Source organism: Nocardia sp. NPDC051787 (assembly GCF_040681325.1).
Taxonomy (GTDB): domain Bacteria; phylum Actinomycetota; class Actinomycetes; order Mycobacteriales; family Mycobacteriaceae; genus Nocardia.
The window spans coordinates 170,298-185,365 of the sequence record NZ_JBFAYO010000004.1; the positions used below are offsets into that span (position 1 = coordinate 170,298).

Genomic DNA, 15,068 nt, shown 5'->3' on the forward strand with positions numbered 1-15,068 from the left:
GCACCGCGAACATGTTGACAATTCACAAGTTTGGGTTGTCCAGCCGGTGGCCGCGACACTGCCCGGCTCGTGACTGTACCCCACCGCCGGGTGCCCGATCTGTGACATTTCCAGCCGATAACCTGGAACATGTTCTCAGCATTGGCGGCCCTCTACCGTCAGTCGTACGGCGCGGCTGCCGCGCCGGCCGGAAGGAGACGGTGGCATGGACGGCACTGCGCAAAGACTCGCTCATACCGACACCCCGCCGGCGCTCGGCTCCAGCACGAGCGAGTGCTCGGCTGTGTCTTCGTTCGCTCGCTACGCTCGCTCATGCGATGACACCCAGGAGACGCCGACCCAGCGGATCACTGTCTACTTCGACGGACCCACCCCCGAGGACGCGTTGATCCTCGAATACGCGGCGACTCGGACCGAGGCGTGGGAGTTCACCTCGGCCGCCGTGCACGCCGGGATCACCGTCACCGTTGACGGCGATGTTCGACCCGACCTGCGCAGGCTACCCTGCCGCTCGCTCTGGCGCTGAGTACGCGAACTCAGGGACGGTCGAGCACCGCGTGCAGGAACGCGAGCGCGTCGGGAAACGCTGCGCGGGCCGCACCCAGATGATCGTCGGGATACCAGCCCACGCGCAGATCGGTTCCGGAGGACCGCAACTGGGCGATCAGTTCCAGCGTGAGCGGCGCGGGCACTTCCAGGTCCGTCAGCCCCTGACCGAGAAACAGCGGCACCGAGTAACCGCTCGTCGGCACCCGCAGCATCGCGCGCAATGCGGCGAGCAGTGTGGGATCGTCCAGCGGCCGCGACAGCATGGCGCCGATCCCGATACCGGACACCTTTGCGTCCGCCTCGAGCACACACTCCGATTCCACGATCCGTAGCACGTCAAGACCCGCCGGCGTCAGATACCCGTCGATATCGAGTTCGGGTGCGCTGGAACGCAGCCCGGCCAGCAGCATGCCGAAGTAGGCGGTGGTCTTCTGCAGCGGCAACCGCGGCAGCCATGGCCCGGCGAGCGGAACCACCAGATCCAGATTCGACGGCGCCCCGGTGGCGGCAGCGCCGCGTAACTCGAGCTCCGGCGCGTCACCGGGCGCGAGCTGGGCGCTGAACAGCGCCGCATGCCCGCCTTGGGACTGGCCGAATACCGCCCAGCGTGTGCCGAGGGAGGCGGCCACCGCACGCGCGGCGCGCACGCCGTCGATGATGCTGCGGGCCTGTGCGTGCCCGTCCAGGTAGGGATGGATGCCGGGCGTGCCGAGCCCGACGTAGTCGGAGACCACGACCGCGTACCCCGCGCGCAGGAGCTCCGGGTACACCGACGTCAGGTAGTAGTCCCGCGGTTGCAGCGTGAACGCGCAGTGGTCGGCGATGCCCGACGTGCCGTGCGCGTAGGCGACGATCGGCCAGCCGCCCTGCGGCGGCGTGCCTTCGGGCAGGTACAGCACACCCGTGCTCTGCATCGGCCCGCGGGGGCCGCGCGACCAATAGGTGAACCGCTCCGCCGTCACGGCTCCTCGCACATGCAATCGCCCGGACAGTTCCACCAGATCCGTCACGGTCCCCGGCGCCTCGCCCACCCGCGCGTCGGCGGGCCCGCCCAGCGCACCCGTCATCGAGGCCACGACCACCGCCGCCCCCGCCATGAACCGTCCACAACGCATGACCGACTATCTCCGGCCCGGAGCCGCACCGGCAAGCCACCACAATCGGTGGCCCGACCGCCCCGCCCGGTTCCGGCTTGCCATGCGGCTACCTCGGCCTTCGCACCGCTCGGCGCGGTCCGGGACGGACCTCGTCCCGCCGCGCCCATTAAGCTCGACAGAGCACGCCCGACGGTGCCGAGGAGAACACAGGAGGTTCGATCGTGGCGCAGCGGTACCCGCACCGCCTCGTCCGCTGGCGCCGGGCCGCCGCGCTGTTGTCCGTCGGCCTGCTGTCGCTGACGGCGGCCTGTGGTTCCGACGAGCCCACGTTCGCGACGACAACGACGACGACCACCGACGCGACGACCGCCACCCCGATCCCACCGGCATCCCCGGTCTCCACTCCGCTCGGCGCCGTGCCGACCGTCGACCCCTACGCGGGACAGCCGCTGGTGGACCACGTCACCTGGACCGAGACGATCGACGGGGCCCGGCTGCTCGTCTTTCCTACCGAGGCAGGGCGGCACAACACCTTCCCCGGCTCGGACGAGCGGGCGTGGCAGGAGGTTCTGGCCCTCGCCGCGGACGCCGATGCGCCCGGTATGCGCGACCAGTTCCTCTGCCACTGGGTGTGGGCGCGGCTGGTGCAACCGGCCAAGCCGAGCTGGAATTTGGAACCCTGGCGTCCGGCGGTCGGTTATCCGGCTACCGTCGAAGCACGCTGCAATCCCGGCGGCCCCGAGCGCTAGCGCGGGTACCGCCTAGACGGAAAGGAGCGATCCATGCGCGTCGTCATCGCAGGCGGACATGGGAAGATCGCGTTGCTGCTGGCCCCCTTACTCACCGCGGACGGCCACGAGGTCGCCGCGCTCGTCCGCAATCCCGAGCATGCCCCCCAGGTGCGCGCCGCCGGCGCCGAGCCGGTGGTGTGCGACCTGGAGAAGGCAGGCAGCGACGACCTGGCAGACGTCGTAAAGGGCGGCGACGCGGCGATTTTCGCCGCAGGCGCCGGTCCGGGCAGCAGCGTGGAACGCAAGTACACCGTGGATCTGGGCGGGTCGGTCCGGCTGGCCGAGACCGCCGAGCGGACCGGAGTGCGTCGCTTCCTGCAGATCTCCACGATGGGCGCCGGTCGGCCACCCGCGCCGGGCACCGACGAGGTGTGGGCGGCCTATGTCGATGCCAAGACCCGAGCCGAAGACGACCTGCGGGGACGAGATCTGGACTGGACCATCCTGCGTCCCGGTGTGCTGGTCGATTCCCCCGGCACCGGACTGGTGACGCTCGCCCCGCCGCCGGTCGGGCGCGCGGCCGTCCCCCGCGCCGATGTGGCAGCCGTTCTGGCCGGGCTCCTGCCCGCCGCGCACACCTTCGGCAGGACGCTCGAACTCATTTCCGGCCACACTCCGATTAGCCAGGCGATTGCGCTGCTGGCCGACTGAGCCGGACGAAAATCCAGCCGCAGCCCTTGCCGATCGACCCAAACGGTCACGATGGGAGAACAACCGTGTTCAGTCGTATCGTCTCGATGAAGATCCGCCCCGGCTCCCGCGCCGAGTTCCTGGCGGCCATATCCCGCAGCGCCGACGCCTCGGTGCGGACCGAGCCCGGCTGTCTGCGTTTCGACATCTGCGCAGATCGGGTAGACCCCCACCGCTTCTTCCTCTACCAGCTCTACACCGACGACGAGGCGGCCGAGGCACACCGTTTCACGGAGCATTTCCTGGCCTGGCGGGAGGCGGCCGATCAATTCGTCGAGCCCGGTACACAGATCGATTACAGCACGGACGTCCTGTTCGGCCGCGAGTGAATTTCGGTCGCGAGCACCGCGTCCGCAAACTCACGCAGCCGAAATGCACAGTGCGCACGTGCAATCGATCGTGCAGATGTGCTTGCATCTGAAAGCCGCAGCGACATAAACTCAGTGCCGCAACGCTTTACAGGGGACCACCAGGGGAGGCAGTGTTGGTGAGCCGAAGGCGAAATTCGCCGTGGGTTTGCCGCTGCCGAACAGCAGGGGCATTCGAATGGAACAACCACTTACCGGCGGCAGGCTCGGATCAGCCGACGCCGGACTGGCCGACCAGCCAGCGAGTGACAGAACTATGAGCACATCGTCGGCCCGAAGCGGCCACTCGAGCACCGCGTTCTCCCGAGAAACCGCCGTGGCGTATGTCATTGATGCCGTCGAATCCACGGGTGCGGCAACACGGCACGACTTCGATATAGAGCGAATCGTCACCATCGCACACGCTATGGCCGACGATTGGGATCTCGACGCGTTACAGCCCGCGACATTCTGGCGAATCGCCTCCAGCTTCATCAAGCAGTAAACCCACCGGTACCCGGCGTCCGATGCCCGGCGGGTACCGAATCGCCTTGTGCCGCACGTACTCTTCCGTCGCGCACCCCGACGCTCTACGCAACCACCGGCGCGGGGCGTGCACCCATGGCCACCGCCGGTGCGGCCACCGGCAGTCGAAGCGAGGCGCACCACGAGGTCCACCTCCGATCGGAGGTGGACCTCGTAATTGTTTCAGCCGTTCGGCATACCGCCGCGCGGTCTCAGCGACCGGCGGCGTACTTCTCGATGATCTCGATCGATTTGTCCGGGCGTTCGGCCTGGACGCTGAGCCGGTCCATGACCGACAGGTACAGCGCCAAGTCCTGGCGCCGTTCCAGATACAGCGCACTGGTCAGGTGTTCGAGATACACGATGTCGGGGAGCTCCGCTTCCGCAAAACGCAGAATACTGAACGAGCTCCCCGCCGCGGCGTGCTCGCCCGCGGAATACGGCAGCACCTGGATCGTCACGTTCGGCAGGTCGGCCAGTGTGATCAGATGCAGCATCTGCTCCCGGTGCACCTGCGCGCCGCCGACCGGCCGGTGCAACGCGGCCTCGTCGATCACTGCCCAGACCACCGGCGGGTCCGGCCGGAACAGGATCTCCTGCCTGCGTTGCCGCACCGTGACTCGCCGATCCGTGTCGGCGTCGTCATACCCGAGCGCTACGACCGCTCTGGCGTATTCGGGTGTTTGCAGCAGGCCGGGCACAAGGTGCGCCTCGTAGGTGCGAATCTTGCTCGCGGCCTGCTCCAGGCCGAGATAGGTGCCGAACCACTGTGGCAGCAGATCGTTGTAGCGATGCCACCACCCTGGCTCGTTGGCCTGCCTGGCCAATTCGAGGAACGACTGCCGCTCCTCGAGATCGTGCACCCCGTACAGGGTCAGCAGGTCGCGGATATCGCGTTCCTTGAAACCGGTACGGCCCAACTCGAGACGACTGATCTTGGCGTGCGAACCCCGGATCGCATCACCCGCTGCTTCGCGGGTGATGCCCTTGTTCTCCCGGAGCTTGCGCAGTTGGCCGCCCAATGCGATGCGTAGCACGGTTGGGCCACGTTCTGCGACAATAGATTGCACGTGGCCATCGTCATCGGGTTCAGCGATCATCGAGTTCGTCTCCGATACTCCGGGGTTGCCCACAGTGTGTCACAACCACCGGTCGGAAGACACACCGCACCGACCGCTAATGCTACCGCTCAGCTAGTCAAATAGTCGAACTCTCCGGCCTTCGCGCCACGGACGAACGCATCGATCTCCGGACGCGTATAGAAGATGACCCCGCCTTCGGGATCCCGCGAGTTACGGACGGCGACCTGGCCATTGGACGCTTCGGCCAGCTCGACGCAGTTGCCGCTCGGATTGCTGAAGGAACTCTTGCGCCAAGTTCCGATGATCTTGTTGGTGGATGTATCCGACATCTTGCCCACTCCTCGGTTACCGCAGTTCGGCGAATCGGTTCGTGCAGATGCACGTTCAAACGTTCTTGCATTTGCACCAACACGGGACGATAGCACGAAGTTCGCCCCTTGCGCCCCTGCTAATTCGGGCCATCCGGACGAGTATGTGAAACACGATCGTGTCGCTGCCTGAACACCGTGATCAGCTGCCGATCCCACCGGCCGAGGTAACACGAATCTTGTAGTGTCACAGTGCACATCGGATGTACCAGTCATTCGCGACACCCGCAGCGCCCACCCGCACGGCAGTGCCGCCGAACACACGTTTCGCCAGGAGCCCCACCATGCCCGAAGACCACAGCCCCCTCATCCGGACCGACATCCCGCACTCCGCGCGGATCTGGAACTACTGGATGGGCGGAAAGGACTACTACGAGATCGACCGCATCGCCGGCGACGCGGGCGTCGAGGTCGACCCCGACATCACCACCATGGCGGTGCAGTCACGCCAGTTCCTCATCCGCGCGGTGCGCTATCTCGCGGGCGAGCAGGGCATCCGGCAGTTCCTCGACATCGGGACCGGCCTGCCCACCATGCAGAACACCCACGAGGTCGCCCAGAGCGTCGCACCGGAATCCAAGATCGTCTACGTGGACAACGACCCCCTGGTGCTCACGCACGCGCGGGCGCTGCTCACCAGCACGACGCCGGAAGGCGTGACCACCTACGTCGACGCCGACTACCACGACCCCGAGCGAATCATCGCCGATGCCAAGAACGTCCTGAACTTCAACGAGCCGATCGGCGTGATGTTCATGGGCGTGCTCGGCCACGCGAAGACCTATGACGACCTCCTGCGGATCGTCCGGACCGTACTGGACTCGGTGCCCTCCGGCAGCTATCTGGTGATGTGGGACGGCACCGACGACAGCAAGGCGTATGTCACGCTGTGCGAGAACTACACCGGCACCGGTGGCACTCCTTATATTCCCCGCCCCCAAGCTCAGATCAAGGCCGTCTTCGACGGTTTGGAGTTGGTGGAGCCGGGTTTCGTGTCCATTACTCAGTGGCGCCCGACCGAGACGCAGGTGGGCGAGATCCGTCCCATCTCCGCGTACGGCGCGGTCGCTCGCAAGCCGTAAGGCCCCTGAACGCCAAACCGCAAGCGGCACAGCGGCGGTCGCCGGTCCGAGACCGAACGACCGCCGCCGTTTTTTCTCCCACCGATCGTGCAGATGTACTTGCATCTGTAAGTGACGCAGGCATAGACTCGGATATGAAATCCGGGAGGTACGCAGGGAGTTCGAGCCCGCGTCGCCATCAGGTCAGCCTCCCGCCGCACGGTGGACGCAAGGGGCAGTCGAATGATCCAGCCATTCCGAACTCCCCATCCGGTTGCCGTCATCGATGGCGCCGGTGCCGAGCCCTTGCGTCAGTATCCGGCACCGGATTTCGCCATGTCCGACTGCGCGGTGGAGCCACGCGGCCTCACCTACCGGCAGGCCCGCGACATTCTCTCCGCACATGAGGTCCACGGCCCGCAATGCAGGCAGTGGCTGGCGGCCGCCGCCTACCTGTCCGCCGGACTGGACGACGAGTAAGCCCCCGGAACGTCTGGTGCGCAACGCTTCGGGCATGCGCGGCGCTTCGTCACAGAACCATGAACGCACCGGCCTGCGCGCCGGGCGTCGAGTCACCATCGCCGCACACGCAATACTCCGGGCTTTCAACGGATCTCACCGATCACTACCCGTGCGCACCACCCTTTCGTATAGTGATCCGAATCGACTCGGGCGCCATTTCTCGCACGCCTGATGTGGCATTTGGAGCGAACTCGTCATGACCTACTTCGCGTTGGACCTGTCCGCTGGTTCGTCCGACTCGGCGCTGGAAATCGGTGGACAGCCGGCTTCGATGCCACTCAAGAACACCGACCGCGTCGCCTCGCGCATGGTCGGATACTTCGAGAACCGTATGGCCCCCTGCCGGACGCTACCCGGCGAGCAATTACGCGGAGACGTCACCAAACTCACCCGGAGCTGCCTCAGTCTGGCCGCCGAGATGCTCGACCGGCGCGCCGTGCCGGATGACGAACAGCTCGGCGCGGTGCGCGCGGCCGCCACCCGCTGGGCCCGCGAGGGCGTGCCGCTCAGCACCATCCTGCGCGCCTACCATGAGGGGCTGCGCATCGCGTTCGGCCTGGTCACCGCGCGGGCCGAGGCGGATGACGTGGGCGAGGTGCTGATCGCCACCGACCTCATCCTCGAGCTACTGGAGGCGATCACCGCGGCGGTGTCGGACGCCTATGTCGACGAGCAGCATCTGGTCGCCAAGGAGCACCAGACGGCGGCGCAGACCCTCGCCTCGGCCCTGCTCAGCGGTCGCGGCAGCTCGGCATTGGCACGGCAGACCGGCATTCCGATCGCCGAGTCCTATCAGGTTGTCGCGCTGTCGGTTCCGGAACACCCGGACGAACGCGATCCACGCGTCGACGGGAACGTCGCCGCGCGCCGCAAACTACGCAGGCTGCAGTCGGAGCTGGCCACCGTCTTCGCCTCCCGCGCGCTCGCGCTGCTCAGCATCAAAGGCGGCACCCTGCTCATCCCGCTCGGCGACGACGCCGAGAGCGCCCTCACCGACGCGACGCTCGACCTGCTGGCCACCGCGGCCGAAGTCCCGCTCACCGCGACGGTGGTGGCCAGCGACACCGATCAGATACCCGAGTCCGCCGATCAGGCCCACGAGCTGCTCAATCTGGTCCGCGTCGGTGACAGACCACCCGGTCTGTATCAGATGTCGGATCTGGCGGTCGAATACCAGCTCACCCGCGGCGGCCCGGCGACGCGGCGGATCGCGACCATCCTCGATCCGCTGGATGCCCATCCCGAACTGTTCGACACCATGCGCGCCTACCTCGGCAACGACATGAACCGCCAGCTCACCGCACGCCAGCTCTACGTGCACCCGAACACCGTCGACTACCGGCTGCGGCGCATCGCCCAGCTGACCTCGATCGATCTGGCGACCTCGGCGGGCATCTCGCAGGCGGCGATCGCACTGCTGGCGCGCGACCTCGACCGCAGCGTCGCCCGGCGCCTCTGACGGCAGTCCCGTGACCGAATCGTGGCCCGTAACGGATTCGTGCTGGTCACGGAACCGCGAACTTGCGATCCTGGTAGTGCCTCGACGTCTGGATGGTGAAATATGCGAATTTCGGAGATCCTGCGCAGGAAGGGCAGCGACGTAGCCACGGTCGCACCCGACACGACAGTGCGCACGCTGCTCGCCGCGCTGGCCGAGCGGAATATCGGTGCGGTGGTCGTCTCACCGGACGGCAACGCGATCGCTGGCATCGTCTCCGAGCGCGACGTGGTACGCAGTCTGCACGCGCGCGGTGCCGACCTGCTGGACACACCCGTCTCGGAGATCATGACCTCCGACGTGCGCACCTGCGCTGTCGACGACCGGGTCGACGGCCTGCGCCGCATCATGACCGAGCACCGCATCCGGCACCTGCCCGTGGTGCACGAGGGCCGGCTGGTCGGCATCGTCAGCATCGGTGACGTGGTGAAGAGCGCGATCTCCGAACTGGCGACCGAACGCGAGCACCTCGTCGAGTACCTGCAGGGCCGGTACTAGTACTCGCCGGGGTTGCCCAGGTCGGCCGAGAGCCAGTGCTCCGGCCGCAGATAGACCGCGACCTGCTCACCGAAGGCCGCGGCCGCCTTCAGATAGCCGTCGACCGATTCGGCGGGCAGATACCGCGCGGCCATCTCGCGGGACATCTCGTCGGTCATCGGGATGATCCGGGTTACCGGGCCCTCCACGCTGACATACCGGACAGTCGGCTCGAGTTGCTGCACCATCAGGGTGAACCGGCCGGCTTCCCGGAGCAGGCGCATCTTCCGCGCCTGCGAGCCGGTCAGCACCCACACCTCCGCACCGGGACGATACTGGTACCAGATCGGGACGGTCAGCGGGCCACGACCGGCGCCAGCGGACACCGACAACGCCGCGATGTGCGGCTGCGCGAGAAACTCTTGACGCTCTGGAAGGGTCAGCGGCATGTCGTTCAGGCTAGTCGTGAAACCCCTTGTCCACGACAATACTTCGTGGTCCGTACAAAAATGCGTATCGTGGTTGGCGTCCGAGCAGCCGATGAAGGGAGCGTCACGTTGCGGTCCCCTGCCTCGAGATCGCCGCTCGAGCGGGCGGATGCTCCCCGGCTAACGGCGGCGCCCGTGCTCGTGCCGGCCACGGTGCGGTCGCTGTTCCCCGCGCTCGCCGACACCACCGAGATCTACCTCGACAGCGCCGCGACAACGCAGAAACCGCTGCCGGTCATCGAGACGATCCACCGCTATCACAGCAGCGCCACCGCCAACGTGGGACGCGGCACCTACCCGTGGGCCACCGGCCTCACCGCGCGGATCACTCGCGTGCGGGAGCGGGCCGCCGCCTTCATCGGCGCCGAGCATCCGGACGAGGTGGTCTTCACCGGCGGAGCCACCGCGGCGGTGAACGCCGTCGCACTGTCCTGGGGCCTGGCCGCGCTCGCCGACGGCGACGAAATCCTTTACAACCCGGGCGATCACGCCTCGAACGTGTATCCGTGGCTGCATCTGCGCGGGCTGCTCGCCCGGTTCGGGCGCCGCATCGGGCTGATCCCCTACCGGGTGACCGGTGCCGGTGAGGCGGACACCGACGACATCCTGGCCAAGATCACGCCGCGGACCCGGCTGATCACGACCAGCCATCTGCACCACGTCTACGGCGGGCTCAGCACATTGGAGGAACTGCGTGGGCGCATCGACCCCGACATCCTGCTGTGCTTCGACTGCTCGCAGAGCGGCGGGCATCTTCCGGTCGACGTGACCGCGCTCGGCGCGGATTTCGCGACCTTCGCCGCGCACAAGATGTTCGGCGCGCCGGGCACCGGAATCCTCTACTGCCGCAGGCGCGTGCACGCCCGCCTCGTGCCGTTCCTGCCCGGCGGCAATTCCGGGGTGCGGCCGGACGCCACCGGACTCACCGCGGGAACGATGCCCGAACTGCTGGAGGGCGGCACCCCCAATATCCCCGGCATCCTCGCGCTCGGCAGCGCGCTGGAGGTGCTGGAGTCGTTCGGCGTCGGCGCCATCGCGGTGCACAACCGCACCCTGACACTGCGCCTGATCGACGGGTTGCGACCGGTCCCCGGCGTCGAGTTCCTGCCTGGACCCGCGCATGCGGCATGCGCGGTCGGCTACGGCATCGCCTCGTTCACGCTGAACGGGATCTCGGCGACCGACCTGGGATTCGTGTTGAGCGAGCTGGGTTTCCTGGTGCGCACCGGCGTGCACTGCGTCCCTGCCGTGCACGACGGCGCGGGCTCGGTGCGGGTCAGCACGCACATCTACAACACGCCCGACGAGATCGACCGGTTCGTCGCGTGCGTGCAGTCCGTCGCCGAGGAGGTCACGTGAACATCGAAACCCCGCGCTACGACCGGCGGGCCGCGTCCCGGGTGCTGGCCGAGCTGGCGCAGCCGGGGCTGTTCACCGCGGCGACGCCGCCTCCTCCGCCGCGTCGTTTCGAATTCACCTGTAGCGCATTACGTCCCGAGGCCGGGAGTCATCTCACGTATTCGCAGCGGCTGTATCTGGAGCGATTCATGCGGCCGTGCCGCGCGGATCAGGTGACCAGTGCCACGCACCGGATCGCCTGGACCGACAGCGACGGCATTCCGAATACCGGGCATTTCCGCACCGACGGCCTCGGCCCCTCGGTGCCCATCGCGATGCGCGAGACCGTACTGGCACTATGGCACGCGCTGGACGCGAATCCCGGTTTCGCCGATCGCATCTCGACGCTCGGACCGCGGGAACACGCGGTGCTGGCCGGCACGACCACCGATCACGATCCGCGTGACATCTTCCGGGTCGGCGTCGAAGCGGCCGGGCGCACGCTGGCCCAGCATGCGCTGCTGGCCGGGCAGACCCAGTACCGCGATGCCACCGAATTCGCCAGAGGCATACGCGATTCCGGACTATTCGCCGCGGTCGCCACACGCTGGTACTGGGAGTTGCAGGCGTCGACCTATCGGCGCGGCATGATTCCGGTCAGCCTCGTCGCGCAGACCGACGGCACCGTCCGCTATTCGGCGGAGACGGTGGCGACGCTGCGCGCGATGAAGGACGCCACCATCGCCGACGCGCACGCCGTCATGCACCGCGCCACCACCGCCGAGGGGCTCACGGTCGCGGCGGCGATCGCCAAGTACCACGACGATCTCGACCTGATCTCCCGTCAGTACGCGCTGTTGCCCGCCGGGAGCCACCCCGCCTGCCTGGCGGCCATGCCGCATCAACTCGACAGCGGGCACTACAGCATTCTCCCGGCGCTGGTGGACCGGTTCGTCACCGTGTTCTCCGAGATCGTCGATCGCTGCGAGGTCGTCGAGGTGAGCGCCGAACTCGACGAGGCAACCGCAGACCGCGCCGCCACCGCCGAGGACCAGGTGTTCTACGTGCCCGACATGACCTGCAAGCATTGCGTCCGCACCATCGGCGGAGTGCTGGAATCGATGGACATCCGGGTGCTCGACATCGATCTGGACAGCAAGCGGGTGGTCGCGGAGTTCCGTAGCCCGCGCAACCGGGCCAGGGCGTTCGAGGCGATCCGGGACGGCGGCTACAACCCGGTCGCGCAGCGGCCGGACGCCGCGACGCGGGCAGCGGCCACCGAACCGTCGGAAGCCGCGGTATGACGCCTCGGCCTCCGGCGCTACCGGCGAAGCTGCATCCGTTGGTACGCGCCTTCCTCGACGCGCCAGGCGCCGTGACCGAAACGCTGGCGCGCTTCGGCTCTCCGGCGCACCTGGTCTTCCCGCAGGTCTACTCGGACAATCTCGCCGACCTGCGCACCGTGCTGGATCGCGGGCTGCCGCGGCACCGAATCTGCTACGCGCACAAGGTCAATCAGTCCCGCGCGTTCGTCCGCACCGCGGAGCGTGCGGGCATCGCCATCGACGTCGCCTCACCGTTCGAACTCGCCTGCGCCCTCGACGCCGGATTCGATCCGGCGCGCATCGAGGTCACCGGCCCGAAGGGGGAATCGTTTCTGCGGGATATCGTCGGCCGCGGGGTTACCGTCAACGTGGACAACCTGTGGGAGCTGGGCCGGATCGCCGAGCTGGCCGATGGCGGCGCCAAGGTGCCTGTGCTGCTTCGCGTCTCCGGATTCGAGACCGGTCAGGTGAGCCGCTTCGGCGTGCCGCTCGCGCAGCTCGGGCAGGCATTCGATCTACTGTCGGCGCATAGCGGGCGCCTGGCGTTCCTCGGCTTGGCCTTCCACCTCGACTCCGGCGAGCTCGGCGAGCGGGTTCGTGCGATCGACGCCTGCCTCCACGCGATCGAGCAGGCCTACGATCGCGGGCTGGCACCGTCGGTGCTCGACATCGGCGGCGGATTCCGTCAAGTCTTCACCGCCGACGCCGAGCGGTTCGACGCCTACGTGCTCGCGCTGCGCGAATCGCTGCTGGGGCGCGGCGAGCCGATGAGCTGGGGCAGCAATACCTTCGGCTATCAGGTCACGGGCGGGGCCGTGCACGGGACGCCGGTGTTCCACAAGTACGCCAACACCATTCCGGCCGCACGCATGCTGGACGACCTGCTGGGCGCGCCGTTGGATCGGCACGGAGGGCGCACGGTGGCGCAGGTGGCGGGCGACAACCTGCTGGATATGTGGCTGGAGCCGGGCAAGGCGCTGGTCGACCACGCGGGCATCACGGTGGCCACGGTCGAGTTCGTCAAGGAGGTCGCCGACGGCAGCGTCCTGGTGCATGTCGATCTCAGTCGTGATTCGGTGACGCCCGCCGACCAAGAGGTCATGGTCGATCCGATCCTGCTGCCCACCGACGCCGCGGCCCGTACCGCCGATGTCCGCCCTGGACCCCTCGGCGTGTACTTCGCCGGACGGCTGTGCCTGGAACGAGACCTGATCACCAACCACAAGGTGTGGCTGCACGCCGAGCCAAGGCCCGGTGATGCTGCCGTGTTCCCCAATACGGCCGCCTACCACATGGATCTGTCCGCGGCCACGGCCTCGATGCATCCGCTGCCCGCGAAACTCGCCGTCACCCGGCACGCCGACCACTTCCAGATCGTCCCCGACGCGGACTACGAACCGGACGTGCGCGTCGAACCGTCGCGGCCCCACCCCGCCGTGCCACCCACCGAACACCGCCCCACCAGGCCGGTCCGATCCGTCGAGGCTTCCTGATGCGCTACGACCACATCACCGAACTCATCGGCAACACACCTTTGCTCCGGCTCGATCCCGCGGTGCACGGGCTGGCGAACGTCGAGCTCTACGCGAAGCTGGAGTCGCACAACCCGTTCGGCTCGGTCAAGGACCGGGTGGCCTGGGGGATGATCCGCGACGACCTGGACGAGATCCGCGCGAGCGGACAGACGCTCATCGAGGCCTCGAGCGGCAACACGGCCAAGGCCCTGCGCGTTCTCGGGGCGGTGCACGGCATCGGCCTGCGCGCGGTGACCAATCGGATCAAGGTGGCCGAGGTCCGCGAACTCCTGGAGCTGTTCGGCACCGAGATCGTGGAACTGCCCGGACTGTCCGAATGCCCGGACCCGACCACACCGAACGACGTCTACTCGGTGATCGAGTCGACCATGGCGCAGCAGCCCGGCGCGTACCACCATCTGTCGCAATACACCAATGAGAAGAACGTCGAGGCGCATAATCAGGGCACCGGGCGGGAGATCCACGAGGACCTCGCGGCTGATGGCATCACCAGGATCGACTACCTGATCGGCGGGCTCGGCACCACCGGTTCCACCCGCGGCACCGCCACCTACCTGCGCAAGCACAATCCCGAATTGCGGACCGTCGCGGTGGTCTCCGAACGATCGGACTTCATTCCCGGTATCCGGTCGGAGAGCGAGATGTGGGATGTGGGGCTGTTCCAGCCCGATTTCTACGACTCGATCGTCACCGTGGCGGCGGGCGACGCCGTGGACGCCACGCTGCGGCTGGCGACCGGATACGGCGTGCTGGCCGGGCCGACCAGCGGCGCAAGTTACGCCGCCACTCTGGAAACACTTGCCGCGCTCGATCTTTCGGCGGCCGACCCGGACGATCCGATCGTCGCCGTGTTCATCGTCTGTGACCGGCTCGAGCCGTATCTGTCGTATATCAAGAAGTGGAGGCCGGAGCTGTTCGGCCGCGCCGAACGTGAGGCGCAGCCGACCGCGGCGGAACTGGCCGCGACACCGGTCCTGACCCCTGCGCAGCTCGCCGAGTTGGACCGGACCGGCCGCCCGGCCATCGTGGACACCCGTGGCGCGATGGCCTACCGCATCGGCCACGTGCCCGGCGCGCTCAACATCCGGGACGACCAGCTCGACGACATGTTCGGTCACGGCATCCCGTTTCCGCGGTCGCGCCCGGTGGTTTTCGTCTGTCCCGTCGGGGAGCTGTCCCTGCGGTTCGCCGCGCGGGCCCGGCGGGCCGGATACGACGCCGCCAGCCTCGCGGGCGGCGTAGTCGCGTGGCGCGACGCGGGACTGCCTCTGGAGCGCGGCTGACCTTCGGCGGCGCCGACCCTGGCCGGGCCGCTACCGAATCGCAATCGGGCGCCGCGCGTGACCCAGCAATGGGGCGAGCGGGCCGCGGTAGC

At 67.7% G+C, this 15,068-nt stretch carries 17 protein-coding genes; 13 read left to right on the forward strand and 4 right to left on the reverse strand.

What is annotated here, in order from left to right:
• Window positions 1-205: 205 nt before the first annotated feature.
• Window positions 206-526, forward strand: a complete 321-nt coding sequence (locus AB0M45_RS05980) for a hypothetical protein (protein WP_364323404.1) — start codon at window positions 206-208, stop codon at window positions 524-526.
• 10 nt (window positions 527-536) lie between these two features.
• Here the strand turns inward: AB0M45_RS05980 and AB0M45_RS05985 are convergent, their stop codons facing one another.
• Window positions 537-1,646, reverse strand: coding sequence for a lipase family protein (locus AB0M45_RS05985; RefSeq protein ID WP_364323406.1), 1,110 nt, complete (start codon window positions 1,644-1,646; stop codon window positions 537-539).
• Window positions 1,647-1,867: 221 nt separating this feature from the next.
• Here AB0M45_RS05985 and AB0M45_RS05990 point away from each other — a divergent pair, with 221 nt between their 5' ends.
• The 4 genes from AB0M45_RS05990 (at window position 1,868) to AB0M45_RS06005 (ending at window position 3,979) form a co-directional block, all read left to right on the forward strand.
• Window positions 1,868-2,395 (forward strand): DUF2599 domain-containing protein, encoded by a 528-nt coding sequence (locus AB0M45_RS05990; protein WP_364323408.1) that lies wholly within the window; start codon window positions 1,868-1,870, stop codon window positions 2,393-2,395.
• A gap of 33 nt (window positions 2,396-2,428) precedes the next feature.
• Entirely contained in the window at window positions 2,429-3,088 is a 660-nt protein-coding gene (locus AB0M45_RS05995; protein ID WP_364323409.1) for an SDR family oxidoreductase, read from the forward strand.
• Window positions 3,089-3,153: 65 nt separating this feature from the next.
• Window positions 3,154-3,456: a putative quinol monooxygenase gene (locus AB0M45_RS06000; RefSeq protein WP_040778103.1), complete on the forward strand. Its 303-nt coding sequence runs from the start codon at window positions 3,154-3,156 to the stop codon at window positions 3,454-3,456.
• 355 nt (window positions 3,457-3,811) lie between these two features.
• Complete coding sequence (locus tag AB0M45_RS06005) at window positions 3,812-3,979, forward strand: hypothetical protein (protein ID WP_364323410.1); 168 nt, start codon at window positions 3,812-3,814, stop codon at window positions 3,977-3,979.
• A 232-nt stretch (window positions 3,980-4,211) separates the two neighbouring features.
• Here the strand turns inward: AB0M45_RS06005 and AB0M45_RS06010 are convergent, their stop codons facing one another.
• Together AB0M45_RS06010 and AB0M45_RS06015 are read right to left on the reverse strand one after the other, a co-directional pair.
• Window positions 4,212-5,099: a helix-turn-helix transcriptional regulator gene (locus AB0M45_RS06010; RefSeq protein ID WP_364323411.1), complete on the reverse strand. Its 888-nt coding sequence runs from the start codon at window positions 5,097-5,099 to the stop codon at window positions 4,212-4,214.
• Window positions 5,100-5,188: 89 nt separating this feature from the next.
• Entirely contained in the window at window positions 5,189-5,410 is a 222-nt protein-coding gene (locus tag AB0M45_RS06015) for a DUF397 domain-containing protein (RefSeq protein ID WP_330231264.1), read from the reverse strand.
• A gap of 323 nt (window positions 5,411-5,733) precedes the next feature.
• Here AB0M45_RS06015 and AB0M45_RS06020 point away from each other — a divergent pair, with 323 nt between their 5' ends.
• The 4 genes from AB0M45_RS06020 to AB0M45_RS06035 all read left to right on the forward strand — a co-directional run bounded on the left by AB0M45_RS06020 (window position 5,734) and on the right by AB0M45_RS06035 (window position 9,028).
• Entirely contained in the window at window positions 5,734-6,531 is a 798-nt protein-coding gene (locus AB0M45_RS06020; protein WP_364323413.1) for an SAM-dependent methyltransferase, read from the forward strand.
• A 222-nt stretch (window positions 6,532-6,753) separates the two neighbouring features.
• Complete coding sequence (locus AB0M45_RS06025) at window positions 6,754-6,990, forward strand: hypothetical protein (RefSeq protein ID WP_364323414.1); 237 nt, start codon at window positions 6,754-6,756, stop codon at window positions 6,988-6,990.
• A 238-nt stretch (window positions 6,991-7,228) separates the two neighbouring features.
• Window positions 7,229-8,491 carry a helix-turn-helix domain-containing protein gene (locus tag AB0M45_RS06030; RefSeq protein ID WP_364323416.1) on the forward strand — a complete coding sequence of 421 codons (1,263 nt, stop codon included), beginning with the start codon at window positions 7,229-7,231 and terminating at the stop codon, window positions 8,489-8,491.
• A gap of 102 nt (window positions 8,492-8,593) precedes the next feature.
• Window positions 8,594-9,028 carry a CBS domain-containing protein gene (locus AB0M45_RS06035; RefSeq protein ID WP_364323418.1) on the forward strand — a complete coding sequence of 145 codons (435 nt, stop codon included), beginning with the start codon at window positions 8,594-8,596 and terminating at the stop codon, window positions 9,026-9,028.
• Here the strand turns inward: AB0M45_RS06035 and AB0M45_RS06040 are convergent.
• Complete coding sequence (locus tag AB0M45_RS06040; protein ID WP_364323420.1) at window positions 9,025-9,456, reverse strand: pyridoxamine 5'-phosphate oxidase family protein; 432 nt, start codon at window positions 9,454-9,456, stop codon at window positions 9,025-9,027. The two genes, AB0M45_RS06035 and AB0M45_RS06040, sit on opposite strands and share 4 nt — an antisense overlap.
• A gap of 174 nt (window positions 9,457-9,630) precedes the next feature.
• Between AB0M45_RS06040 and AB0M45_RS06045 the strand changes: the two genes are divergently transcribed.
• From AB0M45_RS06045 to AB0M45_RS06060, 4 genes are read left to right on the forward strand one after another with little or no spacing between them, the layout of a single operon-like run.
• Window positions 9,631-10,854 carry an aminotransferase class V-fold PLP-dependent enzyme gene (locus tag AB0M45_RS06045; RefSeq protein WP_364323422.1) on the forward strand — a complete coding sequence of 408 codons (1,224 nt, stop codon included), beginning with the start codon at window positions 9,631-9,633 and terminating at the stop codon, window positions 10,852-10,854.
• Window positions 10,851-12,137: a heavy-metal-associated domain-containing protein gene (locus AB0M45_RS06050; protein WP_364323424.1), complete on the forward strand. Its 1,287-nt coding sequence runs from the start codon at window positions 10,851-10,853 to the stop codon at window positions 12,135-12,137. Before AB0M45_RS06045 ends, AB0M45_RS06050 begins: the two co-directional genes overlap by 4 nt.
• A complete protein-coding gene (locus AB0M45_RS06055) occupies window positions 12,134-13,651 on the forward strand; it encodes a decarboxylase (protein WP_364323426.1) in 1,518 nt (505 codons plus the stop codon). Before AB0M45_RS06050 ends, AB0M45_RS06055 begins: the two co-directional genes overlap by 4 nt.
• Entirely contained in the window at window positions 13,651-14,976 is a 1,326-nt protein-coding gene (locus AB0M45_RS06060; protein ID WP_364323428.1) for a pyridoxal-phosphate dependent enzyme, read from the forward strand. Before AB0M45_RS06055 ends, AB0M45_RS06060 begins: the two co-directional genes overlap by 1 nt.
• Window positions 14,977-15,068: the final 92 nt, after the last annotated feature.